At 40.4% G+C, this 26,526-nt stretch carries 22 protein-coding genes and 1 pseudogene; 14 read left to right on the top strand and 9 right to left on the bottom strand.

The window, feature by feature from the left end; all coding sequences use genetic code 11:
- The first annotated feature begins 50 nt into the window (after positions 1 to 50).
- The 7 genes from FTT99_RS03585 to fdx all read left to right on the top strand — a co-directional run bounded on the left by FTT99_RS03585 (position 51) and on the right by fdx (position 5,466).
- Positions 51 to 524 (top strand): Rrf2 family transcriptional regulator, encoded by a 474-nt coding sequence (locus FTT99_RS03585; protein ID WP_078188665.1) that lies wholly within the window; start codon positions 51 to 53, stop codon positions 522 to 524.
- 1 nt (position 525) lies between these two features.
- Positions 526 to 1,743, top strand: a complete 1,218-nt coding sequence (locus FTT99_RS03580) for an IscS subfamily cysteine desulfurase (RefSeq protein WP_078193480.1) — start codon at positions 526 to 528, stop codon at positions 1,741 to 1,743.
- Between the two features lie 104 nt (positions 1,744 to 1,847).
- A complete protein-coding gene (gene iscU, locus FTT99_RS03575; RefSeq protein WP_078188667.1) occupies positions 1,848 to 2,234 on the top strand; it encodes a Fe-S cluster assembly scaffold IscU in 387 nt (128 codons plus the stop codon).
- Between the two features lie 37 nt (positions 2,235 to 2,271).
- On the top strand, positions 2,272 to 2,592 hold the full coding sequence (gene iscA / locus FTT99_RS03570) for an iron-sulfur cluster assembly protein IscA (RefSeq protein ID WP_078188668.1): 321 nt from the start codon (positions 2,272 to 2,274) through the stop codon (positions 2,590 to 2,592).
- Positions 2,593 to 2,696: 104 nt separating this feature from the next.
- Positions 2,697 to 3,212 carry a Fe-S protein assembly co-chaperone HscB gene (hscB, locus tag FTT99_RS03565; protein WP_180034816.1) on the top strand — a complete coding sequence of 172 codons (516 nt, stop codon included), beginning with the start codon at positions 2,697 to 2,699 and terminating at the stop codon, positions 3,210 to 3,212.
- A 39-nt stretch (positions 3,213 to 3,251) separates the two neighbouring features.
- Positions 3,252 to 5,111, top strand: coding sequence for a Fe-S protein assembly chaperone HscA (hscA, locus tag FTT99_RS03560; RefSeq protein WP_180161233.1), 1,860 nt, complete (start codon positions 3,252 to 3,254; stop codon positions 5,109 to 5,111).
- Between the two features lie 16 nt (positions 5,112 to 5,127).
- Positions 5,128 to 5,466 carry an ISC system 2Fe-2S type ferredoxin gene (fdx, locus tag FTT99_RS03555; protein WP_078188671.1) on the top strand — a complete coding sequence of 113 codons (339 nt, stop codon included), beginning with the start codon at positions 5,128 to 5,130 and terminating at the stop codon, positions 5,464 to 5,466.
- A 174-nt stretch (positions 5,467 to 5,640) separates the two neighbouring features.
- Here the strand turns inward: fdx and FTT99_RS03550 are convergent, their stop codons facing one another.
- The 5 genes from FTT99_RS03550 to aspA all read right to left on the bottom strand — a co-directional run bounded on the left by FTT99_RS03550 (position 5,641) and on the right by aspA (position 13,611).
- A complete protein-coding gene (locus FTT99_RS03550; RefSeq protein ID WP_180117315.1) occupies positions 5,641 to 7,107 on the bottom strand; it encodes an adenylate/guanylate cyclase domain-containing protein in 1,467 nt (488 codons plus the stop codon).
- A gap of 61 nt (positions 7,108 to 7,168) precedes the next feature.
- Positions 7,169 to 7,603 carry an HIT domain-containing protein gene (locus FTT99_RS03545; RefSeq protein WP_067762788.1) on the bottom strand — a complete coding sequence of 145 codons (435 nt, stop codon included), beginning with the start codon at positions 7,601 to 7,603 and terminating at the stop codon, positions 7,169 to 7,171.
- A gap of 223 nt (positions 7,604 to 7,826) precedes the next feature.
- Entirely contained in the window at positions 7,827 to 11,294 is a 3,468-nt protein-coding gene (gene mfd, locus FTT99_RS03540; RefSeq protein ID WP_180161284.1) for a transcription-repair coupling factor, read from the bottom strand.
- 179 nt (positions 11,295 to 11,473) lie between these two features.
- A complete protein-coding gene (locus tag FTT99_RS03535) occupies positions 11,474 to 11,830 on the bottom strand; it encodes a hypothetical protein (RefSeq protein ID WP_180161231.1) in 357 nt (118 codons plus the stop codon).
- A 332-nt stretch (positions 11,831 to 12,162) separates the two neighbouring features.
- A complete protein-coding gene (gene aspA, locus FTT99_RS03530; protein WP_180161229.1) occupies positions 12,163 to 13,611 on the bottom strand; it encodes an aspartate ammonia-lyase in 1,449 nt (482 codons plus the stop codon).
- A 423-nt stretch (positions 13,612 to 14,034) separates the two neighbouring features.
- On the opposite strand from aspA, the gene putP reads away from it, so the two are divergent.
- The gene (gene putP / locus FTT99_RS03525; protein ID WP_180161227.1) at positions 14,035 to 15,537 is read left to right on the top strand and encodes a sodium/proline symporter PutP; all 1,503 of its coding nucleotides are present in this window, start codon (positions 14,035 to 14,037) and stop codon (positions 15,535 to 15,537) included.
- A gap of 62 nt (positions 15,538 to 15,599) precedes the next feature.
- Here the strand turns inward: putP and FTT99_RS03520 are convergent, their stop codons facing one another.
- A complete protein-coding gene (locus FTT99_RS03520; protein ID WP_078188676.1) occupies positions 15,600 to 16,094 on the bottom strand; it encodes an Lrp/AsnC ligand binding domain-containing protein in 495 nt (164 codons plus the stop codon).
- Positions 16,095 to 16,227: 133 nt separating this feature from the next.
- On the opposite strand from FTT99_RS03520, the gene putA reads away from it, so the two are divergent.
- The 4 genes from putA (at position 16,228) to FTT99_RS03500 (ending at position 22,258) form a co-directional block, all read left to right on the top strand.
- Positions 16,228 to 19,959, top strand: a complete 3,732-nt coding sequence (gene putA / locus FTT99_RS03515; RefSeq protein ID WP_180161225.1) for a trifunctional transcriptional regulator/proline dehydrogenase/L-glutamate gamma-semialdehyde dehydrogenase — start codon at positions 16,228 to 16,230, stop codon at positions 19,957 to 19,959.
- 228 nt (positions 19,960 to 20,187) lie between these two features.
- Positions 20,188 to 21,270, top strand: a complete 1,083-nt coding sequence (gene trmA / locus FTT99_RS03510) for a tRNA (uridine(54)-C5)-methyltransferase TrmA (RefSeq protein WP_180160234.1) — start codon at positions 20,188 to 20,190, stop codon at positions 21,268 to 21,270.
- Between the two features lie 252 nt (positions 21,271 to 21,522).
- Complete coding sequence (locus FTT99_RS03505; RefSeq protein WP_078193492.1) at positions 21,523 to 21,747, top strand: hypothetical protein; 225 nt, start codon at positions 21,523 to 21,525, stop codon at positions 21,745 to 21,747.
- Positions 21,748 to 22,009: 262 nt separating this feature from the next.
- A complete protein-coding gene (locus FTT99_RS03500; protein ID WP_180010125.1) occupies positions 22,010 to 22,258 on the top strand; it encodes a hypothetical protein in 249 nt (82 codons plus the stop codon).
- A gap of 56 nt (positions 22,259 to 22,314) precedes the next feature.
- Here FTT99_RS03500 and FTT99_RS03495 read toward each other — a convergent pair whose 3' ends face one another.
- The gene (locus tag FTT99_RS03495; protein ID WP_257229270.1) at positions 22,315 to 23,091 is read right to left on the bottom strand and encodes a phosphodiester glycosidase family protein; all 777 of its coding nucleotides are present in this window, start codon (positions 23,089 to 23,091) and stop codon (positions 22,315 to 22,317) included.
- Positions 23,092 to 23,226: 135 nt separating this feature from the next.
- On the opposite strand from FTT99_RS03495, the gene FTT99_RS03490 reads away from it, so the two are divergent.
- Positions 23,227 to 23,763: a lecithin retinol acyltransferase family protein gene (locus FTT99_RS03490; protein WP_078193494.1), complete on the top strand. Its 537-nt coding sequence runs from the start codon at positions 23,227 to 23,229 to the stop codon at positions 23,761 to 23,763.
- A 139-nt stretch (positions 23,764 to 23,902) separates the two neighbouring features.
- Here the strand turns inward: FTT99_RS03490 and FTT99_RS03485 are convergent, their stop codons facing one another.
- Both FTT99_RS03485 and FTT99_RS03480 read right to left on the bottom strand, forming a co-directional pair.
- Complete coding sequence (locus tag FTT99_RS03485) at positions 23,903 to 24,361, bottom strand: SRPBCC domain-containing protein (RefSeq protein ID WP_373684565.1); 459 nt, start codon at positions 24,359 to 24,361, stop codon at positions 23,903 to 23,905.
- Between the two features lie 82 nt (positions 24,362 to 24,443).
- Positions 24,444 to 25,505: an aldo/keto reductase gene (locus FTT99_RS03480; RefSeq protein ID WP_180130194.1), complete on the bottom strand. Its 1,062-nt coding sequence runs from the start codon at positions 25,503 to 25,505 to the stop codon at positions 24,444 to 24,446.
- Between the two features lie 96 nt (positions 25,506 to 25,601).
- Between FTT99_RS03480 and FTT99_RS03475 the strand changes: the two are divergent.
- A pseudogene (locus FTT99_RS03475) lies at positions 25,602 to 26,526 on the top strand (LysR family transcriptional regulator).

The following is a 26,526-nucleotide window of genomic DNA, read 5'->3' as shown; positions in this document are numbered from 1 at the left end:
GTCAGGATTCATAAAATCTGCACATCTAGACTTAACATGTGTATCGAATCATGCGCTTAACAACTCGCGGTCGCTACGCAGTGACTGCTCTACTTGATCTAGCTTTGCAGCCAACTGAACAAACGATCACTCTTGCAGAAATTGCAGCTCGTCAAACCATTTCAGTGGCCTATCTTGAGCAGTTATTTGCAAAATTAAAGCGTCACGGCTTAGTTTCCAGCATCCGTGGAGCTAACGGTGGTTACCACCTTGCTCGTAGTGCTGAAGACATCACTGTTTTGGAAATTATTGAAGCTGTAAATGAAACAGTTGATGCAACCCGTTGTGACCACAAAGGCAACTGCCAAAATGGTGCAATGTGCTTGACTCACGATTTATGGCAGGAACTCTCCCACCACATTGCCGATTATCTTGCAAAAATCACCCTTGCTGACCTTGTAGCACGCGATAACGTTCAAACCGTATCAATTCGTCAAAATTCAGCAAACTTTGATTCAGCCCTTTTATCGGTTACAGGTATTTGACATGAAGCGTCCTATTTATCTTGACTATGCAGCAACTACACCTGTAGACCCTCAAGTCGCAGAACGTATGATGGAATGTCTAACGTTTGACGGTACTTTTGGTAATGCAGCTTCTCGTTCTCATGCTTACGGCTGGCAGGCAGAAGAAAAAGTAGAATATGCACGTGAACAAGTTGCTAATCTAGTAAAAGCTGATCCACGCGAAATCGTTTGGACTTCTGGTGCAACTGAATCTGACAACCTTGCGCTTAAAGGTATTGCTCAGTTCTATGCATCTAAAGGCAAGCACATTATTACAAGTAAAATTGAACATAAAGCAATTCTTGATACTTGCCGCGAGCTTGAAGAAGAAGGTTTCGAAATTACTTATCTTGAGCCAGAAGCAAAAACAGGTTTAATCACACCTGAAATGGTTCAAGCAGCCCTTCGTCCAGATACAATTCTTGTATCTTTGATGATGGTGAACAATGAAATCGGTACAACTACAGATGTAGCTGCAATCGGTGAATTGACTCGTGCAAACAAAACTTATTTCCATGTAGATGCTGCGCAAGCTGCAGGTAAAGTAGAAATTGATCTTTCAACAATGAAAGTTGATTTGATGAGTTTCTCTGGCCACAAAATCTATGGTCCTAAAGGTATTGGTGCTCTTTATGTACGTCGTCAACCACGTGTACGTATTAAAGCGCAAATGCACGGTGGCGGTCATGAACGTGGCATGCGTTCAGGTACGTTAGCGACTCACCAAATCGTGGGTATGGGCGAAGCGTTCGAACTTGCCGGCAAAAACCTGCATGCTGAACAAACTCGTATTCGTGTACTTCGTGACAAACTTTGGAATGGCTTGCAAGATCTTGAACAAGTCTTCCTGAACGGTCACCCAGAATACAACGTTGCAAACTATCTAAACGTCAGCTTTAACTTTGTTGAAGGTGAATCGTTAATGATGGCACTTAAAGATTGCGCAGTATCTTCTGGTTCTGCATGTACATCAGCAACCTTAGAACCATCTTATGTACTTCGTGCATTGGGTCTTTCAGACGAATTGGCTCACAGCTCGATTCGTTTCAGCTTTGGTAAATACACCACTGAAGCCGATATTGACCACGTACTTGAAATTACCAAAGCAGCAGTTGAAAAACTACGTGATCTTTCACCGCTTTGGGACATGTACAAAGAAGGTATCGACCTTAATTCTGTAGAATGGGCTGAACACTAATTCATCCCGGTGAGATAGCTTTTATTTTAAGGCTATCTCATTGATTAACGTAATTTCACCCCCATATTAATCTTAAGGCTGACCCCGAGGTTTGGAGAAGCATCATGGCTTATAGCGAAAAAGTAATTGATCATTACGAAAACCCTCGTAATGTTGGTGTTTTAGACAAAAATGCAGAAAACGTTGGTACAGGTATGGTCGGTGCACCAGCTTGTGGCGATGTTATGCGTCTACAGATCCAAGTTGATGACAACGGCGTAATTGAAGAAGCTCGCTTCAAAACTTACGGTTGTGGTTCAGCAATTGCATCTAGCTCATTAGTAACAGAGTGGCTAAAAGGCAAAACTCTTGATGAAGCTCAAGCAATTAAGAACATTGATATTGCAACTGAACTTGCACTTCCACCAGTAAAAGTACACTGCTCTGTACTTGCTGAAGATGCAATCAAAGCTGCTGTAGAAGACTACCGTAGCAAGAAAGTAAAAGCTTAATTGTTTACGTGTTTTAAAAAAGATTAACGGAGTTTTCATGATTCATTTAACTGAAAATGCTGCAACTCATATCAGCAATTACATCAAGAATCGCGGTAAGGGTGAAGGTATTCGCGTTGGCGTGAAAACTTCTGGCTGTTCTGGTTTAGCTTATGTACTTGAGTTTGTCGATGATATTGACACGCATGACCAAGTATTCGATCAGTTTGGCGTAAAAGTATTCGTTGATCCAAAAAGCTTAGTTTATCTTGAAGGTATGGAGATGGACTATGTGAAAAATGGTTTAAACGAAGGTTTTGAATTTAATAACCCAAATAAAAAAGGCGAATGTGGCTGCGGCGAATCCTTTACGGTTTAAGCCATTTCCACGCTCCTTTTTCGCATTAAAACAGTGTAAAATTCACTGTTTTAATTGCATTTAAAGCAACACTTTTTGCACCTCTATTGCGGACACCATCTCCCATGAATCATTTTGAGTTGTTTAACTTACCTGTAGCACTCGATATTGATTTAGCAGTTTTAAAAGCTGAATTTTTAAAGTTGCAGCAACAATATCATCCAGATAAAGCCGAAGACAAAGATCTAGCCCTGATAAAATCTAGTGAGATCAATCAAGCATTTAAAGCTTTATCCAATGTTGATAGCCGCGCTGCATATCTTTTAAGTCTCAAAAAACAAGATTATCACCTTGATCAATCGATTAGTGATTTTGAGTTCCTACAAGATGCCTTAGAAATTCGTGAACAGTTAGATGAGGCAGGCTCTGCTGATGACCTCACTTCACTTAAAACTGAAGTTCAGCAATGGATTGACGGTTTGGTTCGTGAATTTAAAATTGATTATGACGACGAAGACTGGGCTGAAGCACGTGATACCGTACGTAAATTACGCTTCTTCCAAAAAGTAATGGCTGACATCGATAAAGCTGAAGATCGCTTCTTAGACGACGATAGCTTTGATTTAGACGATGATTTTTAATTTATTTTTTATATTTGACGTTCAAAGGATGTAACACACATGGCTCTCTTGCAAATTGCAGAACCTGGTCAATCAAGTGCACCGCATGAACACCGCATCGCAATTGGTATCGATCTTGGGACTACACACTCTTTAGTAGCCACGGTACTTTCTGGTAAAGCGAAAGTGCTTAACGATGAACATGGTCGTGTGTTACTCCCTTCTATTGCACACTATGGCGAATCCACTACGCAATATGGTGACGACGCAAAGGCATTCTTAACGACTGATCCTAAAAACACCATCGTTTCTGTAAAACGCTTTATGGGTCGCTCTAAAGCAGATATCAAATTCCAACACCCGTACAACTTAGTCGGTGAAGCGAATGAAATGCCTGCTTTTGAAACTGCACAAGGTCGTAAAACACCCGTTGAAATTTCTGCAGAAATTTTAAAACAGCTTAAAGACCTTGCAGAAAGCAGCTTAAATAATCCTGTTAATGGTGCTGTGATTACTGTACCTGCCTATTTTGATGAAGCACAGCGTCAAGCAACGCGTGATGCGGCTCAGCTTGCAGGTTTAAATGTACTACGTCTATTAAATGAACCGACTGCTGCTGCAGTGGCTTATGGCTTAGACCAAGACACCAATCTTGCACATGATCAAAACTATGTGATCTATGATCTGGGTGGTGGTACTTTTGACGTTTCAATTTTACGTTTCTCTCAAGGCGTTTTTGAAGTTCTAGCAACGGGTGGCCACACGGCGCTTGGTGGTGATGACTTAGACCGTCTGATTGTAAAATGGGCAAAAAAACAACTGAATATTGAAACTTTAGATGATGCTGAATATGCCCATTTCATCGTTTCTGCTCGTAAAGCAAAAGAAGCTCTAACCGAGGCTGAATCTGTAGAGCTTAAAGTTCTTGATCAATCATTGACTTTAGACCGCCCTACTTTTGAATCCATCATCAAAGTTGCTTTGGATAAAACTATCAGCGTTTGTAAACGTGTCATGCGTGATGCCAAGCTTGAACTCAGCGATATTCAAAATGTGGTATTGGTCGGTGGTTCTACCCGCTCGTATGCTGTACAAAAAGCTGTTCAAGATGTCTTCAATCAAGAACCGCTCTGCACTATTAACCCTGATGAAGTTGTGGCCATTGGCGCGTCGATTACAGCGAACCAGCTTATTGGTAACTCTAAAGATGGTTCATTGCTTTTAGACGTCACACCGCTTTCTTTAGGTTTAGAAACCATGGGCGGTTTGGTTGAGCGCCTTATTTCGCGTAATACAGCTATTCCAGTGGCTCGTCGCCAAGAATTCACAACCTATCAAGATGGTCAAACAGCGATGTTAATTCATGTTGTACAAGGTGAACGTGATCTGGTTGAACATTGCCGTAGTCTAGGTCGTTTCGTGCTTCGTGGTATTCCACCGATGACTGCGGGTCAAGCGCGTATTGAAGTGACTTTCCAGGTCGATGCTGATGGTTTACTAACTGTGTCAGCCAAAGAAACCACTTCTGGTGTGCATGCTCAAATTGACATCAAACCATCTTATGGTTTATCTGATGCCGATACTGAACGCTTACTGATTGATGGTTATAAGTTTGCTGAAGAAGATAAAAACTTACGTCATCTTCAAGAAACCAAGGTTGAAGCAAAACGTGAACTTGAAGCACTTGATCAAGCACTTAAAGTGGATGCTCAACTCCTCAGCCAAGAGCAACTCAGTTCCCTCACTTCTGCACGCAGTGTTTTAGATGCTGCACTTGAAACGACAGATATCAAAGCTATTGAACATGCTGTAGAACAGCTTAAAATACATAGCGATGCATTTGCTGCAGCTCGTATGAATCAGCACATTGATGCCGCACTGAAAGGCACAAAACTCGATGACTGGTCAAACTCAAATTAATTTATAGGTCAAGATTATGCCACGTATTAAAGTACTGCCTCACGCAACAATCTGCCCAAACGGCGCTGAGTTTGAAGTCGAAGCAAATGCTAACCTTTGCGAAAGCATGTTAAAAAACGGCATCAAAATTGAACATGCATGCGACATGTCTAAAGCATGCACCACTTGCCATGTGGTTGTACGTAAAGGTTTTGATGGTCTAGATGAAATGGATGATGTCGAAGCAGATCTTCTCGATCGTGCTTGGGGATTAGAGCCAGACTCTCGTCTGTCATGCCAAGTAAAAATTGAAGATGAAGATTTAGAAATTGAAATTCCTAAATACACCATCAACCATGCTTCAGAAAATCATTAATTTATAGATAATTTTCTATAATCAAAAAGCCAGTTCATCGTAACTGGCTTTTTTATGCATAAATCTATTCAAGAATTCAAAAAAAGAAGACGTTTTGATAAAAGAATGAATTGAGTTATTTTTACAATTTAAGGCAATACGATTAGATCTAATTTTTATAATGTATATGTGAAATTAAGAGTGAGATTCAGTTTTTTTGACTTCTTCGATCACTTCGTCTTCTAAATTCAGTTTTACGATACCAGCAGAGTTGGTCATTTTTTGCTGAGTTTGTAAGCGTTTAATCATACGTTCTAAAACATGTATTAGTTCAGGATATTCAAAGTTTTGTACCTCATCTAAGTTCAACAATAGATTAAAGCCTTTATATTCGTAATCGAACCAACGTTGATAATCTGTTTTCTGTGAGGTGTATTTTTCCATCACTTGCCAAGTACGTACTGGGCCTTTGATACCTTTTAAGAAGATCGGTGCTTTGGGCGCACATAAATAGTCATTTTTCACTAAATGATGCGTGTCATCTGAAATCAAAATTTCATCGACTTCGGCCGCACTTTGCAATCGTGCAGCCAAATTCGCATCACGCCCCACGATGGTATATGCCATACGGTGAGCTGCACCATAGTTCCCAACGTGGCAATACCCGGTAGAAATACCCATACGAATGTGTAGCGGCGGATAACCCATTTTAATCCAGCGTTCACGCAGCAACTTCATTTGCTGACGCATGACCATTGCCATCTCTAAACAGGTTTTTGCATCCTGCTCTACGCCTTGGCTATGTGGATCACCAAAGAAGATTAGAATTGCATCCCCCATAAACTTATCGACAGTCGCTTCATACTGTTTGGCAATCTCTGTCATATGGCTCAAATAGTCATTGAGTAGAAATGCTAAATCGTCTGGGATTAATGTTTCAGAAAGTTCTGTGAACCCTTGGATATCTGAAAAGAAAATCGTGAGTTTTTTACGTTTATATTCGATTTTAGCTTCAGACTCACCTTTCATAATCGATTGCCAAAGTTGCATAGGCGCATAGCGACTCAATTGATTAGCGAATTCCATATAACGATTCATCTGATCATAATAATGGTTCTTTTTATTGCTTAAAGACTGAACTTGGGTATGTTGATAAAAAGTCCCCACACTGAAATACGTAATAAGGCACAAAAAACCTAGAACGGTTAACTCACTGCTGGTTGACTCAAAATATTCTTGAAAACCAAAGACATAAATGTTACATAAATAAAATACAGTGACGCCTACAATCCCGGCCAAGGACATCATTAAGAAATTGATTTTGTTATAAATGGTTGTATATAGCAGCGCAAAGACCGCAAGAAAAGTTAAAACAAGGCTTAAATGTACTGCAGACATCAGTACAGCAATAACGATGATATCGATCAGAAAAAGCACATTACGCTTAACTTGATTGCTATATCGATAAATTAACCAATGAGAAAACTTAGGAACAACTAAAATCAGAAAAAATAAAAATGCAGGAATATAGATTTGATATTGCGTATCTGGCTGAGTGTAATGATAGACAACAATCACCAAAGACAGCATGATATATCCCATCAAACGATGAAAATATTCAAACTGTTTAGGCTCTTTGCTGATTAAATTGTCTAACGGCACTCGATCGCCCCCATACGGACACTCATTCTTCTACTATCCTGATATTGTCCGTAAATCGGGATTAATCCATACGCCAATCAAAAGGCATATCACCTTGACCACGTAGTGCAAGCATCAGTGTTTGGCGCATGTGTGCCAAGACATCATTGTTATAAGGAACTGCTGGCGTACCCCAAACTGGTTTCGGCCAAGCCACATCATTTTGATAACGAACAACATGATGAAAATGTAATTGTGGAACCATATTACCCAATGCAGCTACATTCATTTTGTCTGCACGGAATACACGTGACAATTGGCTTGATAACCAGCTTGATTCACGTAAAAACTGCTCTTGGTCTGCCTGACTTAATTCATAAAGCTCTGTAATTCCCGGAACACGTGGAATCAAAATAAGCCACGGGAATTGCATATCATTCATCAAACGACATGTTGACAGAGGAAAGTCGCCTACATAAAACGTATCTTGAGCAAGTTGTGGATGTAAACTAAACATATCTTTATAAATGATGCAAAATTAGAATGATGGCTAATACTATCACATCCTTATGGGTGTGAATATTCAGTACAGAACGTTTCATTACAAATAAACCGCATTTGAATAAAACGTTGCTTGCTTATGACTCTAATAAATTTTTCAAAAAAATCAAGCGTTTCTTCTATAGAAAAAACACGCATAAAAATCTACTCATTCTAAACAAGCAATTTATACGCCAAATCTAGTGATTTGGCGCTAATTCCTTCAGTAAACTGTCTAATAAGTCATTTATAAATTGAATGCGTTTGTCATATTCTTCGAGCATAACCATCACTTTTAGACGCTGTCCACCTTCCATTCGGAAGAAAGTCGGATGCTTTTGCATCATTTGGATGATGGATATGGCTTGAACTGGTGTATCTGGTGAGAACTCAATACTGCCACCATGTGAGCTGATATCAATTTTAGTAATACCCAATTGCTCCGCTTTTAAACGCAACTGATGGACAGAGAATAACTGTTTGACTGCTTGCGGTGGTAAGCCAAAACGATCAATCAACTCCATACGAATGTTATCAAGTTTCTCTTGAGTATCCGTATTACTAATGCGTTTGTAGAACAATAACCGTTGATGTACATCACCCAAATAATCATCTGGAATTAGGGCTGGCATATGCATGCTAATTTCAGCCGTTAATGACAATGGAGAGTCAAAGTTAGGCGTTTTACCTTTTTGAATAGCTTTGGTGGCTTTTTCAAGCATTTCCATATACAGGCTATAACCAATAGTTTGCATTGAGCCACTTTGCTGTTCACCTAGCAACTCACCTGCGCCACGAATTTCCAAGTCTTCTGTTGCCAACATGAAACCCGCACCTAAAGTCGATGCACGAGAAATGGCATCTAGGCGTTTTTCAGCATCACCTTTTAGGCCTTTAAGCGAAGGCACAAGTAAATAAGCATAGGCTTGATGGTGCGATCGTCCAACTCGACCACGTAATTGATGCAACTGTGCTAGTCCCAGTTTATCTGCACGCTCAATCAAAATGGTATTGGCGTTTGGCACGTCAATCCCAGTTTCAATAATGGTTGAACACACCAGCACGTTATATTCTTTGTGATAGAACTGCTGCATGATTTGCTCTAGCTCACGCTCACGCATTTGACCATGTGCTACCGCAACTCGGGCTTCAGGAACCAATTCACGTAGAGTTTCTGCCGTACGTTCAATGGTCTCCACTTCATTATGTAAGAAATACACTTGCCCGCCACGTAACAGTTCACGCAAGATGGCTTCTTTGATCGAATCTCCAGTGTGTTCTTGCACAAAGGTTTTCACAGCAAGACGACGTGCAGGCGGCGTTGCAATAATAGATAGATCACGCATACCACTAAAAGCCATATTCAGCGTACGTGGGATAGGCGTTGCAGTTAGCGTCAGCATATCTACATCGGCACGTAAGGCTTTAATTCTCTCTTTATCACGTACACCAAAACGATGCTCTTCATCCACGATCATGAGGCCGAGATTTTTAAATTGCACACTTTCCTGCAAGATTTTATGTGTGCCAATCACGATATCCACTTTGCCTTCTGCGAGGTCTTCAATGGTTTTGGTATGTGATTTTGATGAACCAAAGCGTGAAAGGACTTCAATACGTACAGGCCAATCCGCGAAGCGATCTTTGAAAGACTCGTAGTGCTGCTGCGCCAACAACGTGGTTGGAACAAGTACAGCCACTTGTTTGTTATTTTGTACTGCCACAAATGCAGCACGCATGGCCACTTCTGTTTTACCAAAACCGACATCACCACAAACCAAGCGATCCATCGGCTTCGCTTGTTGCATGTCATAGAGTGTCGCTTCAATAGCATTGGCTTGATCTAAAGTTTCCTCATAGGCGAAGCCACTGGCAAACTGCATATAGAGACTTTGATCCAGTTCAAAGCCATAACCGGGCTTCGAATGACGACGGGCTTGAATATGTAAAAGTTCTGCCGCCACATCATGGATCTGCTCTAAAGCTTTGCGTTTCGCTTTAGACCATGCATCTGTACCCAATTTATGTAATGGTGCTAGATCTGGGTCACCACCACTGTATCGGCTAATTAAATGCAGGTTTGTTACAGGGACATACACCTTGGCTGCATCGGCATAGTCTAACTGCAAAAATTCATGGTCTTGGTCATCGATACTCAAGGTAATTAAACCTGCGTACCGTCCCACGCCATAATCAATATGAACCACAGGTGCGCCAATACTTAGCTCGGTTAAACTACGAACAAGAAATTCTTCTGATACTTCCTGTTGGCGTTTACGACGACGTTGAACCACACGGTGTTCATAAAGCTGATTTTCAGAAATTACACTAAGCTTGTCAGTTAGCAATAAACCACGATCTAAGGGCGCATTGGTGATCGCAATCGCATGCATAGAATGCATAAAATCATCAAAACTTTCGACCGTCGGGATATCACCCAAACTCGGACGCAATGCATCTTTTAAGGTTTCACGTCGACCTGCACTTTCAGCCACCAAAAGTACTGGATAATTTGCCGCATCGATATATTGCTTAACCGCAGAAAATGGCTTTTCACGTTTAGGATCGACAGGTAAACGAGGTGGAATCTCAGCAGCAAGATTGATTACGCCATTGCGTTCATCAAAAGCCTCAGGCGAAGCCACGATACGACGGCAGAGATTTAATTGTTCTAACACTTGATTTGGTTGTAGGAAAATCTGCTCTGGCGGCAAAATCGGTTGGTCGACATTATGACGGCGGTCTTCATAGCGACGCACAATATCCGACCAAAACTGAATCAATGTATCATCTATGGCTCTGTCTGTAATGACAATGCCATTCTCAGGTAAGTACGAAAACAGGGTACTTTGCACTCTCATGGCTTGTTCAGAGAAGAACAACGGAAAATAAAACTCAATACCCGGTGAAGCTATACCATCTTGTACATCTTGATAAATTGGGTTTTTCTTTGGATTTGCTGTCGGAAAATTTTCCGCATATCGATCACGAAACAGTGAACGTGCTTCTTTTAATGGAAATTCTTTTGCAGGTAAAACCGTAAAATAATCTAAGTTTTGGGTGGTTCGCTGAGTTTCAGGATCAAAGAATTTGAGGGTATCGATTTCATCATCAAATAAGTCAATACGAATCGGTGAACTTTGCCCCGAAGCGTAAATATCCATGATGCTGCCGCGTACTGCAAATTCACCATGATCATAAACGGTATCCACCAAGTGATAGCCCGCTTGTACTAATCTTAATTTTTGTTGTTCGATATCAAATTTTTGACCTACTTTAATATCAAAGTGTTCACCTAATACCCAAGATGCAGGCGCAACTCGCTGCGCTAAAGTTGTTGCTGAAACCAACAACACGCCTTGCTGTGGCATATTAGACAAAATCGCCAAGCGTTCAGAAACAATGTCTTGATGTGGCGACAGCCGGTCATAAGGTAAAATTTCCCAATCTGGGAAAATAGTCGGCTTAATTCCGTAAAATTCCAGCTCACTTTCTAACTGCCCGAGATGCTGATTATTACGTGCAACAATCACAAACAACTGTTTCGATTGTTTGCTAATTTCTTTAAATAATAATGCAGCAGATGAGCCTTGTAAGTTTCCGACCCACCGCTTTTCGCCAGCTTTAAGCTGTTTAAGATTGAGTTGTGAAATTTCTTGCTGGAACATGATGTAAATAGCTTTTAATGTTTTAATCACTTAGTGATCATATTAACACGATGCTTTTTACATTCCGAGAATTAAGCAACTATATACAGTGTTTTAACCAATATGGATTTGCGATTGTATTTTCTATTGATGAATACCATTAACTCAGCCTTCAAACTCAAACACTGCAGTCCATTCACTTACTTACGATCACGGATGAATTGACGATAATAATCATTCAATAGTTTGACATACAGTTTAAACTGCAACAGATTTTCTTCAGTATTGCCTAATCGTGCAACAAAGCGTTGACTTGCAATTTCCAGGTCTATTTTTTCATTTATAATCATTGCAGTGGCATAGAGCTGTTTTAAATCATCGAAATTTGTCATTTTTCTATTCGACAAGTATTCCATACGTTCAGACAAAGTATTTAAAACTACGCCTTCAATGATATAGCCCTGAGTTTCATCATATTGAATGTGGTGTTCTTCTAAGTAAAGTTGCTCAGGCGACTCTTTAGCGCCTTTGAATAAATCGACTAACTTATTAAACATCTGACTATCTACAACATGATAAAAAACCTATTGTACTTCGATTACATCCTTTTTTGGGCAAGTTAAAGTATTTCTGACTTTATCTATGCGCTAAATTTTTCATCCAAACCTTCATGACTATATATAGAACTATAATTACGATCTTAAGCAAATATAGCGTCCTATTCTCAACCAATACTTACTTTTAGAATTTAAGTATCTAATAGATACTTAATACATCACTGCCATCAGATTAGTTTTCTAGATTTACCACTAATTTCTTCAAATAAAAAACGAAGGATTAACCTTCGTCATTTACTCATCATTGGGCTATTTAAAAGTCTAAAAAGAACTTAACTCACTTGAGCCAGTGGCATACTAAATGGTGTCACTTCAGAAACTAAATTTTCAATCGAGAAAATTTCATCCAATTGACTTACAGTTAACAGCTCTTGCTCTAAAACCACTTGGCGAATGGTTTTATTTTCGGCAATACATTGCTTACCGATTTCATCACATTTTGCATGACCTAAATATGGATCGAGTAAGGTCACAATACCTACACTACGCATCACAGCATCAAAACATGCTTGCTCATTTGCCTGAATTCCTTGGATACATTTGCTATCTAATGTTTTTACGGCATTCACCAAAAGCTCAATTGATTCATTCATGGACAATGCAATCACCGGCTCCATGACATTTAATTGTAATTGCCCCGCTTCTGCGGCCAAAGTTATGGTTAAATCATTGCCCATCACTCGAAATGCAATTTGGTTGACCACTTCTGGGATCACTGGATTAACCTTTGCAGGCATGATCGACGAACCTGCTTGTAACTCAGGTAAACGAATTTCCGCTAAACCTGTTCGTGGCCCTGAACTTAAAAGACGTAAGTCATTACAAATTTTAGAAAGTTTGACAGCTAAACGTTTTAAGCAACTTGATAATAAAATAAATACGCCACAATCGCTGGTTGCTTCGACATAGTCTTCTGCACCTTGCAATTTTAGACCGGTCAAATGAGCTAGATTTTCAACGGCCTTCGCTGCATAACCCGCAGGAGAATTCACGCCAGTACCAATTGCCGTCGCACCTAAATTAATTTCCAATAAAAGCTGTCGATTTTGCTCAATCAACTTCAAATCTTCTTTTAATAATGTTGCAAATGCTCGGAACTCTTGCCCCAAAGTCATCGGAACAGCATCTTGTAACTGTGTACGCCCCATTTTGATGACATGTTTAAACTCATCAGCTTTGAGATGTAAGCTTCCTATAAGTTGATTTAGCACCACAAATAAAGCATTAAAAGCACTATATGTCGCTAGACGCAGCGCTGTTGGATAGACATCATTAGTCGATTGTGACTTATTGACATGGTCGTTGGGATGAATCCTTTGATAACTGCCTTTCGCATCTCCGAGCGACTCAAGGGCAATATTGGCAATGACTTCATTGGCATTCATGTTAATAGAAGTGCCTGCTCCACCTTGATAAATATCAATTGGAAATGAATCCGACCATTGTTCTGGATGATCAATCAATGCATCACATGCCTGCTGAATCGCTTGGCGAATATCATCTTGTATTAAGTTAAATTGATAATTGGTTTCTGCTGACGCTTTTTTTACCTGAGCAATAGCACGTACAAAGTTTAAATTTTGTCCGACATGCTGCTTTGATATTTGAAAGTTTTCGATGGCACGCAATGTATGTATGCCGTAATAACATGATTGCGGGACTGCTTTATCCCCCAATAAATCATGCTCTATTCTCGTTTTTTCCATTTGAACCGTTGTCACTGCGCATTCCCTCTAATTACGCACCAAGACTGTGCATACCTCATATTCGACCTGTTCAAATCATCTCACTACAGATGATGTGATGCACATTTGCAACCAAATATTTCAAATGCACATTTCTTGTTCAATATGTAACATTGTGTAATTTTTACCTAATTTCATTAGTTCTCTTTTTGTGATGAAAAGTCTTAAGTAGATTTACATTTCAAAATTTAAATTCCCTTCTGTACAACATTTCAGCAGCACAATAAAAAATTCGATTTGTAATAAGAAAAAATATCATTTACGCAAAACATACATAAAATATGCTTAAAGGTTACAGAGTGTAATTTTTAAATCGTGCTTGAATCTGCGACTTACGACAGAAGTACAAATTTTCATCTAGGACAGAGATGATTTGCTTTCATTAAGGACGAACCGCCTATGAGCCATTTAAACCCGACATTAGTCACCTTTATTTTTTATATTCTTGCAATGCTTGCCATTGGTTTGTATGCCTACAAAGCTACGCATAACTTTGACGAATACATTTTAGGTGGACGAAGTTTAGGAAGTGTTGTGACCGCACTTTCAGCAGGTGCATCCGACATGAGTGGTTGGCTACTCATGGGTCTCCCTGGTGCAATTTATCTATCTGGTCTTTCTGAAGCTTGGATTGCAATCGGCTTAATTATCGGTGCTTGGTTGAACTGGTTGATCGTTGCTGGTCGCTTGCGTGTTCATACCGAATATCAAAATAATGCCCTGACCCTGCCCGATTATTTCACGAGCCGTTTTGCAGACCGTAAAAAGATTTTACGTATCATTTCAGCTGTAGTGATTTTAGTGTTCTTTGCGATTTACTGTGCTTCTGGCATGGTGGCTGGCGCACGACTTTTCGAAAGTTTATTCGGTTGGAACTACACAACAGCACTGTGGATTGGTGCAATTGCAACCATCAGCTATGTCTGTATTGGTGGATTCTTAGCGATCAGTTGGACCGATACTTTCCAAGCGGGTCTGATGATCTTTGCACTGCTGATCACACCGATCATCGCCTACCTTGCTTTAGGTGATAACAGTCAAAATCTTGCTGCTATTTTGGAAACAGCTCGTCCGCAAGCTTCTAATTTATTTGAAGGTTTAAGTACGGTTGCGATTTTATCCAGCATGGCATGGGGCTTAGGCTATTTTGGTCAGCCGCATATTTTGGTTCGCTTTATGGCAGCCGATTCTGTTAAATCCATTCCGAATGCACGACGCATTGGTATGACATGGATGATCCTGTGTCTAGGCGGTGCTGTAGCAGTGGGTTATATCGGTATTGCTTACTTCCAAGTCCACCCAGAACTGGCAAGTGTCGTTAATGCCAACCCTGAAACGGTATTTATGGAGTTGACTAAAATTCTATTCAATCCGTGGATTGCTGGGATTATTTTAGCCGCAATTTTAGCTGCGGTGATGAGCACACTTAGCTGTCAGTTATTGGTTTGCTCAACCACCTTGACGGAAGATTTGTACAAAGGATTTATTCGTAAAAATGCATCGCAAAAAGAATTGGTTTGGATTGGACGTGCGATGGTCTTGGCAATTGCCGTATTTGCAATCACCTTTGCAATGAACCCTGCAAGTAAAGTTTTAGGCTTAGTGGCTTATGCATGGGCAGGTTTCGGTGCTGCATTTGGCCCACTGATTATTCTTTCATTGCTTTGGAAACGTATGACGCTTAACGGAGCAATCATTGGCATGATCGTAGGTGCTGTGACTGTCATCGTGTGGAAAAACTACTTAGGCCACCTTGGTTTATACGAAATCATTCCAGGCTTTATTTTCTCTGCAATCAGTATCGTTGTCGTGAGCTTATTGGGCAAAGCACCAGAGGCGGATGTGGTTGAACGCTTTGAAAAAGCCGAAGCGCAATATCAAAAAGAAATGTCTGAAATCTAAAATTTTTGACACTAAAAAGGGGCTAAATGCCCCTTTTTTTATACTCGATTATTGATGATTAGCTACTTCGGCCTAGCCGCAGGTTTCAGTTTAATTTGCATACTTTCTTTGATCACCTCCATCACAGGATAACTACGCGTTTCCTTGATACCAGGTAATTGCCAAAGCACCTGCCCTGAAATTTTTCTAAACTCTTCCATATTTGCACAGCGTATTTTCACCACAAAATCAAAACCACCGCTGATCATGTGACATTCTACGATTTCTGGAATTTGACGTACTGCATCCGAAAAATCTTCCAATACATTGGGCGTAGTTTTATCTAGTAAAATCTCCACAAAAACCACAAATCCATTGTTGAGTAAGACCGGATTTAAACGTGCTTCATAGCCTAAAATAAAGCCTTCTTTCGATAATTTTTGCACACGTGCCAACGCCGCAGTCGGTGATAAATTCACCATTTCTGCAAGCTTAATATTGGATAATTTTCCGTCTTCTTGCAACAGCTCTAAAATTCGAATATCTATACGGTCTAAGCTCAAATATGGGCTAGTCATCTGAATTTTTCTCTAAATATTATTAAAACTATAGTGAGTTATTCGCTAAATATTCTGTGATGATAAATTAAATAAAGGATCAAGCTCAAGATTTATTTGCTCGTCATAGAACTTTGACACGGAAAATTGAAACATGAATGGAAAAGTATTTGAAGTCACGGGAAGCGATGACTACATCACTGAATTTAAAGACAAGAATAGCTTTGAACAATCGATTAATACAGCATGGCGTCGTGCTGAAACTGAGTGTATTGATAACTTATTAGCACACAGTGAAATCCCTTCCCCGATCAGCGATCAAATTCAACAATTGGCTTTTGACTTAGCCCACTCATTACGTGAACGTAAAAGCGGTACAGGTAAAGCAGGCATTGTGCAAGGCTTGCTACAAGAGTTTTCATTGTCTTCTCAGGAAGGCATCGCGCTCATGTGTTTAGCTGAAGCGCTACTCCGTATTCCAGACAAAGCAACACGTGATTTACTGATCAAAGATAAAATCAACCAAGGTAACTGGAAAGATCATGTTGGCCAAAGTAGCCTCATGTTCGTTAATGCTGCTGCTTGGGGATTAATGCTGACAGGCAAACTGATGGAAACCCCTCAACAAAAAAGTCTGTCTACCCTACTCACCGGTATTTTAGCACGCAGTGGTCGTGGCATTATCCGTAAAGCTGTCGACGTGGCTATGCGTATGATGGGCGAACAGTTTGTTACAGGCGAAACCATCAATGAAGCGCTTAAACATGCAGAAATTTTAGAAGATAAAGGCTTCCGCTATTCATATGACATGTTGGGTGAAGCAGCATTAACTGAACCTGATGCAGAACGTTATTATCAAGACTATACCGATGCGATCCACGCGATTGGACAAGCTTCTGAAGGTAAGGATGTTTATAACGGTGCAGGTATTTCAATCAAATTATCTGCCCTACACCCACGCTACCAACGCTCACAGATCGACCGTGTACATAACGAACTTTATGGCAAAGTGCTTGAACTTGCTGTATTAGCCAAGCATTACAATATTGGTCTAAACATTGATGCTGAAGAAACTGACCGCCTTGAAATTTCTTTGGAACTACTTGAGCGCCTATGTTTTGAGCCTAAATTAGCGGACTGGAAAGGTATTGGATTTGTGATTCAAGCCTACCAAAAACGCTGTTTCTATGTGGTCGACCATATTATTGACCTCGCTAAGCGTAGCCAAAAACGTTTAATGATCCGCTTAGTGAAAGGTGCATACTGGGACAGCGAAATTAAGAAAGCGCAAATTGAAGGTATGAGTGACTATCCTGTATTTACGCGCAAAGTTCATACCGACCTATCTTATATTGCATGTGCTAAAAAACTCTTGGCAGCACCTGAGCAAATTTATCCTCAGTTTGCAACACACAATGCGCAAACTGTTGCTACGATCTACCAATTAGCACAGCCAGAGCTTTACTATCCAGGCCAGTATGAATTCCAGTGCCTGCACGGCATGGGTGAACCCCTCTATGAACAAGTGGTCGGTTCGAAGTCTGACAACAAACTGGGGGTGCCGTGTCGTATTTATGCACCAGTGGGTAACCATGAAACCTTATTGGCCTATTTGGTTCGACGTTTACTGGAAAATGGTGCGAATACCTCTTTCGTCAACCGTATTGCAGATAAAAACTTAAAAATTGAAGATTTAATTGAAAATCCAAGACAGACGATATTAGCGACGGCTGAAAAAGAAGGTATCATTGGCGCTAAGCATCCTTCTATCCCATTTCCGCAAGATTTGTATGGCACAGAACGTCGCAACTCAAAAGGACTCGATTTAGCCAATGATCGCGACTTATCTCAGCTCAACACCACGGCAGTACAGCATGCACATACCCAGTGGCATGCTAGTGCAATGGGCGCTAATTTAGAAGAAATTCATACTGCAAGTATCAACATTACAAACCCTGCAAACCGTAGTGATGTGGTCGGCAGTGTCAGTGAAGCTAGTCTAGAGCAAGCGGAAATCGCTCTCAATAATGCTGTAAATGCCCAAGCTTCATGGAAAACTTTAGACAAAGATCAGCGTGCAGCATGCTTAAACCGTGCGGCAGATTTAATGGAAGCACAATTGCAATCTCTCATGGTGTTGTTGTCACGTGAAAGTGGTAAAACTTATGCCAATGCTATTGCTGAAGTCCGTGAAGCTGTAGATTTCCTACGTTATTATGCAGCTCAAATGATTGATCTAGCAGAAAATACGCAAATTGAACCTCTTGGCACTGTGCTGTGCATTAGCCCATGGAACTTCCCGCTTGCTATTTTCACAGGTCAAATTGCGGCGGCCTTGGTTACAGGTAATACCGTGATTGCCAAGCCTGCTGAACAAACGCCACTGATTGCTGCTCAAGCTGTACATATTTTATGGGAAGCAGGTGTTCCCTTCGATGTATTGCAACTCCTTCCTGGCCGTGGCGAAACCATTGGTGCCAAACTCAGCGCGGACTCACGTGTCCAAGGCATCATGTTTACTGGCTCAACGGAAGTCGCACGTATCTTGCAAAAAACCGTGGCACAGCGCTTAAACCAATTTGGCGAAAGCGTGGTATTGATTGCTGAAACTGGCGGTCAAAATGCCATGATTGTTGACTCATCAGCATTGACAGAACAAGTGGTATTGGATGTCGTTAACTCTGCCTATGACAGTGCAGGTCAACGCTGTTCTGCCCTACGTATTCTCTGTGTACAAGAAGATAATGTGGACGTTGTCCGTACCATGTTACAAGGTGCGATGAAGCAACTTCGTGTCGGAAATCCTGCACTTTTAGCAACTGACATTGGCCCAGTGATCGACCTTGAAGCACAGCAAAATATTGAAAAACATATTGAGAAGATGCGTAGCAAAGGCTATCCAGTACATCAAATCATGTTTAATGCTGATAGCAATGCCTTAAGTACGGGAACTTTCGTTGCACCAACTTTGATTGAACTGCCAAATTTAAATGATTTAGAACGCGAAGTTTTTGGGCCAGTATTGCATTTAATTACCTACAAATATGGTGAGATTGAAAACCTATTAACACAAATTAATGCCAAAGGTTATGGTTTAACCATGGGCTTGCATACACGTATTGATGACACGATTCAAAAAGTCATCGGTCATGCAGAAGTCGGCAACTTGTACATTAACCGTAATATTGTAGGTGCTGTGGTCGGTGTACAACCTTTTGGTGGCGAAGGCTTATCAGGTACAGGTCCAAAAGCTGGCGGTCCTTTATATCTTTACCGTTTAATGCATCAAGTTTCTGAGAAAAAACTGGCTACACCTTATGCTGCTCAGGCAGAAACACAAGCTGCACACTTCCCTGCATATGAAGCTTTTAACGCTTGGGCGAAGCAACATTTTGCAGGCATTGCCATTCAAGCACCGCAGGCCATAGCCGCAGGACAAAGTTTTGAACTGCAAGGCCCTACTGGTGAAAACAACCAATATGCCATTTTGGCACGTAAAGGTGTACTTTCACTAGCCAATAATGATGCAGATCAACTGAATCAAATTGCTGCGATTTTATCGGTGGGTAGTCAGCCCGTCGTACTTGCAGACAATACTTTTGTGTTGAAACACTTAAATAGCATGCCAAAAATCCTCGTGGACCAATTTAAAGTGATCACGGATCTTTATCATGGCAATTTTGATGCGGTTTTACACCATGGTGAACAAGCTGAGTTATTAAAGATTCAACAGGTTATCGCTTCTCGTGAAGGTGCAATTATTGGCATTACGCATTTAGCTTCAGGCCAATATGACATCCCTGTAGAGCGTTTCGTGATTGAGCGTGCAATCAGTGTCAATACAGCGGCAGCCGGTGGTAATGCCAGCTTAATGACGATGAATTAAACATGGGAATGAACTCCAACTAATCAGTTCCTCACTTAGCTCAATCTTTATGAATGTTCCATAAAGATTGAGCGTTTTTTAACTACCCCTAGATAAATATTCTGTTTAGCGCATTCAGACTCATTTTCTCGACAGATAAATACAGCCAAAAGTGGAATTAATTTAGTCTTATAAGGTGAATTTTGCTAACATGACTTTTTTTAATATGTTTGCGATTTTTTACTGCATATGACTTCAACTTATCAGCAACAACTTGATGCCAAAGTTGCCCGCATTACGGCTCAATTTTCAGAATACAACCCTCCCTCTTTAGAAGTTTTTCCTTCTGCTGAACAAAACTTTCGTATGCGAGCGGAATTCCGAATTTGGCATACTGAAAATGATATGTTCTATGCAATGTTTGAACGCAATGCAGACAATGAAAAACAAGTTGTCGAAATTAAAGATTTCCCGATTGCAGATAAAAGCATTAATGATTTAATGCCCGTATTATTAAATGAACTCAAGGCACAAGAGATCTTATCTAGCCGATTATTTGAAGTTCATTTCTTAGCAACGCTGAAAGGTGAAATGCTGGTTTCATTGGTTTACCGCTGCCCACTCAATGCTGAATGGGAAGTTGCTGCCAAAGCGCTGTCTGCAAAGCTCAATATCAAGATTTATGGTCGTAGTCGTGGTCAGCGCGTGATTTTAACTGATGACTATGTGGTTGAAGAACTCCAAGTATTTGACCGCAAATATCAGTATAAACAAATTGAAAGTAGCTTCACACAGCCAAATGCCGGCGTATGTCAAAAAATGCTGGAATGGGCGTGTCAGGTTGCGGATCACTCAGACAAAGACTTACTTGAGCTCTACTGTGGTAATGGTAATTTCACGCTGCCTCTTTCAACACGCTTTAATCGCGTTTTGGCAACCGAATTAGCCAAGTCTTCAGTTTATGCCGCGCAGTGGAATATTGAGCAAAATGGTATTGATAATATCCAAGTGGCTCGTCTTTCAGCTGAAGAGTTTACCCAAGCCTACAATGCTGAACGTACATTCCGCCGCCTTGAAGAAGCTGAGATTGAAATTTCAAGCTATAACTTCGATACGGTATTTGTCGATCCACCGCGTGCAGGTATCGATGATGAAACACTAAAACTGTTGCAACGTTTTGAACGCATTATCTATATTTCATGCAACCCAGATACTTTACATGACAATCTTAAACTGCTTTCACAAACGCATAAAATCAGTAAATTTGCCTTGTTTGATCAATTCCCTTATACACACCATGTAGAGTCTGGTGTGTTTCTTGAGAAGATTTAAACAAATTATTTCAAGTCATGTTGTTGTCATAAAAGGAGCTTTCTAAAAGCTCCTTTTTTATATGCTAAAAAAGCTTTATTTTCTCGCCACATGCAGTGCAATGGATGCCTTTTTATATCAATTAGGCAAAGATTCTAAAAGTCCAATCGAAAAAATGATCATTCAACTGGCTAAAATATCACTTTAGTAGTCTTGCTTTATTTATCGGATTGGTTATATTTCGTCCTATGTTAGGTCGCAAATGAAGGCTCTATGAGTTTTTGGCATAAGTTGTTCGCTACAGAACAGCAAAACGGGCATAAGAATCAAATTGCCTGTGTTGAAAATGATTGCTCTTGTAAAACCAATGAACAGCTTATTGCTGCTCTTACAAAGGCAACGGATGAAGATGTTATCCTCGGTATCAAAAAAGTACTCGCTTCGCGCGGTTATAGCCGTAAGGAATTAAATGAAATCCAACATCTACCTCTACAGTAGAGTCTGAACATTCAATGTTCAAACAAGGCATTCTGTTTTACAGAGTGCCTTTTTCATTTTTAGTCTAATCAAAAATATGCCGCTTATTTACAGATCAGGTTTTGTGGATTGGCCACATCGCTATTTACAGCTTTTATGCTATGCTCCAAGGCAACTCAGTGATGTCTAATTTTTAAACACACGACAATAAAACCTAATATTGCACTAAATTAGAGGCAGATGACCTCTAAACAGCATTGATATAAAAACTAAAGGAATGCACATGAATAAATTAACAAATTGCCTTGTTACCTGCTGTATACTTAGTCTAAGTGCTTGTAGCCAAATCCCCAAAGAATGCGAAGAATCCTGGGATAAACTCGAAGCCTTGTCGAAACAAATGGGCTTAAACGAAGAACAAATCAAAGAACAGAAAAAACAGTTTGAAGAAAGTATTAAAAAACAATCTAAAGAACAAGCCATTCAAATGTGCCAAACCCAAAGTACCTTTTTAGGTTTAGTCGGCAAATAAACAGTAGTTTCTATCAATCTAAACACTGTACAGATGAAACCCGATTATTCGGGCTTTTATTGTTTGCATTGAGATGCTGTTGTATACGCTACAATTGGCCCTAAAGGTTTCAAACTTGAATCATGTCTATTCAATGCTTGAATATCTGCACTAGACACAGATCCATCTAAATACAAGGCATTGTTAATCGATAATTGCTGCTTAAAATATTGTGCAAATGCATAAAACGACACGCCTTCACGACTGATCACAAAATACAACTTCCCGTTCTTGATCCCCACGCCATTGCGGATTTTCAATGAATCTGACTGTGGGATAAAGTTTGGATTGATTTTTCCATCTACCACCAGCATTGGACCTGACTGCGTTGCATAACGTGCCTTAAAATCTGTGGAAGCATATTTTTGTGTAGTTAATATCACCGCTTGCTTGTCATTCCATGCCAGAACACCATTCGGCTGAATTAAAAAATTACCAAAGCCTCGTGTTGCACGATTCAAGGCTTTTTTCTGCAGCCCATTTTCAACGTAAAGACCAACAGGCGCTAAGTCTGCATGATACATCCCTGCATTCATTGCGAAGTTCATCGTATTACACTTACGCGCTAATGACTGCTTTAAACGCTGTAGGTCTCGATATGGCTGCTGCTCTGCATCATATAAATAGAGCTTTAGTTGACTCAGATCCGAAATTTCAACCACATCCACTGCAATGGGCTGACTGACACGTTTCGCTTGAATATTGGCATAGGAAATAGTCGGTGAGAAAATCAGACCGAGCAGCATCATAAAGCGCATTTTTTTAAACATTGAGGTTGATTGAAGACCAAGCATGACCCTATCCATAGTGCACGTTAAAAATCGAACAAATTTTAGCTAAATCATCGCTAAAATAGTCGATTAATTCACAGATTAAAAGTAGACTAATCTTTAAAAATAATTCGGATTTAAAGTAGGACTGGTAAATTCATGCACGTGCAGAAAGATGGTTTTCCTCTTGGAACACATCTGATTGTTAAACACTTCGGTTATAGCCATCATGGCATATATGCCGGCCGCGGTAGAGTCATTCACTACTCTGGTTTTGCACACCTTTTCAAAAAACATCCAATTGAAATGACTTCGATCGAAAAATTCAGCCACGGCAAAAAAATTATCGTTCAGTCATATAGCAATCCAAAATTTAAAGGTCGTAAAGTGGTGCGTCGTATGCGCTCTCGCATGCATGAAAACAACTATCATCTGATTATTAATAACTGTGAACACTTATGCACATGGGCCATTACTGGTGTTGAAAGTAGTCCACAAGTATTCCGTATGATGAACCGACTCACCACGATTGGCTATGTCAGTTCTCTGATGAGTTTTATGAGCAGTATGATGCTGACCGTGACCACCACTTGCTTTGCACTGGTGTTCTATATCAAAAAGAAACTGCGCGAAAAAGCCAAAATGCAAATGCCGGTTTATACCTATTTAAAGCGTGAAGAACATAAGAATCGTTAATTCACTGCAGCATCGTTGAACTGTGGCTTTATCAAATTTCTATACATCAGCACATTGCTTAGAAATCCTGCGCTAATACACAAGCTTTTCCTTACGGCGTATCAGAGGTCATGCTTAATTTTGGTCACTCTTCACATTGCTAAAAGTTCGCATTGCTAAAAGGTGGAAATTTATCTTCAACCAAATTGCTTTGCAGGCCATGTTCTAAATAAATTTTGGCTGCATCCAAAACCGTTGTAAAACCCCCTGTACTATCAATAATAAAATCAATCAATGCCTGACCTTGCAGAGGAATCTTTGAATTTTTGATACGAACGTAGGTTTCCATCGGGCTAATCTGCTCAAAAATAAAATCGACTTGAGTTTTTGGTTCTCCCCACTGTATTTGAATTAATTGGTTTTCCTTAATACTCAGCACGTCTACATCGGCGACTGCATTATATTTCTGCCAAGTCCATTGCACGGTTTTACCTTCTTCTAGATAGCCACTCGATGCACTAAACCAAAAATGCTGTGTTATTAAAGGATCAACAAAAGCATTAAATACGATATTGATGGACTTACGAATTAACATCTGGGTTTCAATCACGACACTCATCAGCATTCCTTCATATTTTAATTTTATTCAGTGATAGCACAGAGAACTGATCATTGCCTACCACTGAATTGTTATTGCCCTATTATGCTGTATGTTCTGTAATAAATGCTGATGTCACTAGCGTGGGATTCTTCTCTGTAAATTGCCCATTCCAATAGGGATAGTATGGATAAGGTGGGTACACTGCACTGACTGCGTCTAATCGGGCTAACTGCTCTACGCTTAATGACCATTCCTTCGCCGCAAGGTTATCCAACAGTTGCTGTTCATTACGTGCGCCTATCAAAATACTAGAAACTGTCGGTCTGGTTTTCAGCCAATTCAATGCAATCTGCGGGATAGAGTGCCCTGTTTCCATGGCTATTTCTTGCATTACATCTAACACCGCATATAACTTCTCGTGTTGAACTGGCGGTGCGAATTGTGCTGTTTCATGCAGCCGGCTTTGCTTTGGAATCGCATGCTCACGATCAAATTTTCCTGTTAATCTCCCCCAGCCCAACGGACTCCAAACTACTGCACCAATGTGTTGATCATGCTGCGCAGGCATCAACTCCCATTCATAGTCACGTCCAATCAAAGAATAATAGACTTGATGCACACTTAGCTTTTCATAGCCATGCTGTTGGGCAATCGACTGTGCTTTCATAAGCTGCCAGCCTGAAAAATTCGATGCACCGATATAGCGAACTTTTCCACTACGTACCAAGTCATCTAAACTGCGCATCAGCTGCTCAAGTGGCGTCGTGCTATCAAACTGATGCAGCTGCAGCACATCGATATAATCTGTGCCTAACCGCTTTAAACTCGCCTCCACGGCTTGAATTAAATAGCTTCTAGAATATCCACCTTGATTGATTCCATCATTCAATCGGATACCCACTTTGCTGGAAATAATCACCTCTTGGCGTTTTGATTGAAGTAATGCACCGAGCATCTGCTCAGAGGCACCATTTGAATAAGCATCTGCGGTATCGAAATAATTCACGCCTTGATCAATACAGAGATCAATCATGCGCTGAGCATCATTTAAGCTCGCTTGCCCCCATGCAGAGAAAATTGGGCCTTGCCCGCCAAATGTACCTGCACCAAAGCCAAACTCTGATACTTGTAAGCCAGATTGTCCTAGATTGTGATAGTTCATAGATATTTCCTGTGTTTGATTTATACACAGAATAGGCACAGATATTTATCAGAAAAACCCTGAATATCGAGAAAGACTTTCTTGATTATATTGATAATGCTAACTGAAGATTTCGACTTAATTTACACGAATGGCGGCACTGGGTTCAATCAGTCAAGCCGCCAAAGAAGCCAATCTCTCTGTTTCTGTCGCTAGTAGCCGTCTACACAGACTTGAACAAAGTTTAGGGCTGCGCTTATTTCATCGCACTACACGGCAGCTACATTTAACACAGGAAGGTGCTGTTTTATTGCAGCAAGGTTTTCCCTTATTCGAACAATTTAATTCTCTCCTGAGCCAATTTCAGCCTGAACCACAACAACTCAGTGGCACATTAAAAATCACCTGTTCAGAAGTTTTTGGAAATCGTATCATGGGGCCAGTATTTGCAGCCTTTGCCAAGTTGCATCCAACATTGACTTTGGATATTGAACAGACCGATCAAAATTTAGATTTGGTCTCCGCAGGTATCGACGTTGCGATACGTATTGGACAGTTAGAAGACTCATCACTGATTGCTAAACCGCTCAGCTTAAACCGTAGTATTTTGTGTGCCTCGCCTAGCTATATCGAACAACATGGCGAACCTCACTCCCTAGAAGAGCTCTCTATACACCAATGCATTTTACAGAAATACCCTAAGGGTGTTTCGCAGCTTTGGACATTCGTCCAAGATCAACACAACATAAATATACCTGTTTCAGGACAAGTTCATATCAACTCAGGTGAAGGCGTACGCCAAGCAGCACTTGCAGGTTTAGGCATCTCAAACCACTCCATCTGGCATGTGGATGAAGATTTACAATCTGGCCAGCTCATCCAAGTTCTACCCAAGATCCCTGTTCAAAGTACTGCAATCTATGTGGTAATTCCGCATCGACATTTTGTTCCGCCTAAAGTACAGGCTTTTATGCGACACTTGGACGATTATTTTCAGCATCAGTATGCTTGGTACGTATCGCCCAATTTATCTAAAAATTAG

This window comes from Acinetobacter sp. YH12040, assembly GCF_013420005.1.
Lineage (GTDB): Bacteria > Pseudomonadota > Gammaproteobacteria > Pseudomonadales > Moraxellaceae > Acinetobacter > Acinetobacter amyesii.
The sequence above is the reverse complement of the archived record's forward strand: the minus strand, read 5'-3'. Positions and strand labels throughout refer to the sequence as shown.

Excerpts from the sequence above, each read along its gene's own strand:
- FTT99_RS03585 (WP_078188665.1), top strand. The coding sequence starts at position 51 with ATGCGCTTAACAACTCGCGGTCGCTACGCAGTGACTGCTCTACTTGAT.
- FTT99_RS03580 (WP_078193480.1), top strand. The coding sequence starts at position 526 with ATGAAGCGTCCTATTTATCTTGACTATGCAGCAACTACACCTGTAGAC.
- iscU (WP_078188667.1), top strand. The coding sequence starts at position 1,848 with ATGGCTTATAGCGAAAAAGTAATTGATCATTACGAAAACCCTCGTAAT.
- iscA (WP_078188668.1), top strand. The coding sequence starts at position 2,272 with ATGATTCATTTAACTGAAAATGCTGCAACTCATATCAGCAATTACATC.
- hscB (WP_180034816.1), top strand. The coding sequence starts at position 2,697 with ATGAATCATTTTGAGTTGTTTAACTTACCTGTAGCACTCGATATTGAT.
- hscA (WP_180161233.1), top strand. The coding sequence starts at position 3,252 with ATGGCTCTCTTGCAAATTGCAGAACCTGGTCAATCAAGTGCACCGCAT.
- fdx (WP_078188671.1), top strand. The coding sequence starts at position 5,128 with ATGCCACGTATTAAAGTACTGCCTCACGCAACAATCTGCCCAAACGGC.
- FTT99_RS03545 (WP_067762788.1), bottom strand. The coding sequence starts at position 7,603 with ATGTTTAGTTTACATCCACAACTTGCTCAAGATACGTTTTATGTAGGC.
- mfd (WP_180161284.1), bottom strand. The coding sequence starts at position 11,294 with ATGTTCCAGCAAGAAATTTCACAACTCAATCTTAAACAGCTTAAAGCT.
- FTT99_RS03535 (WP_180161231.1), bottom strand. The coding sequence starts at position 11,830 with ATGTTTAATAAGTTAGTCGATTTATTCAAAGGCGCTAAAGAGTCGCCT.
- putP (WP_180161227.1), top strand. The coding sequence starts at position 14,035 with ATGAGCCATTTAAACCCGACATTAGTCACCTTTATTTTTTATATTCTT.
- FTT99_RS03520 (WP_078188676.1), bottom strand. The coding sequence starts at position 16,094 with ATGACTAGCCCATATTTGAGCTTAGACCGTATAGATATTCGAATTTTA.
- putA (WP_180161225.1), top strand. The coding sequence starts at position 16,228 with ATGAATGGAAAAGTATTTGAAGTCACGGGAAGCGATGACTACATCACT.
- trmA (WP_180160234.1), top strand. The coding sequence starts at position 20,188 with ATGACTTCAACTTATCAGCAACAACTTGATGCCAAAGTTGCCCGCATT.
- FTT99_RS03505 (WP_078193492.1), top strand. The coding sequence starts at position 21,523 with ATGAGTTTTTGGCATAAGTTGTTCGCTACAGAACAGCAAAACGGGCAT.
- FTT99_RS03500 (WP_180010125.1), top strand. The coding sequence starts at position 22,010 with ATGAATAAATTAACAAATTGCCTTGTTACCTGCTGTATACTTAGTCTA.
- FTT99_RS03495 (WP_257229270.1), bottom strand. The coding sequence starts at position 23,091 with ATGCTTGGTCTTCAATCAACCTCAATGTTTAAAAAAATGCGCTTTATG.
- FTT99_RS03490 (WP_078193494.1), top strand. The coding sequence starts at position 23,227 with ATGCACGTGCAGAAAGATGGTTTTCCTCTTGGAACACATCTGATTGTT.
- FTT99_RS03485 (WP_373684565.1), bottom strand. The coding sequence starts at position 24,361 with ATGAGTGTCGTGATTGAAACCCAGATGTTAATTCGTAAGTCCATCAAT.
- FTT99_RS03480 (WP_180130194.1), bottom strand. The coding sequence starts at position 25,505 with ATGAACTATCACAATCTAGGACAATCTGGCTTACAAGTATCAGAGTTT.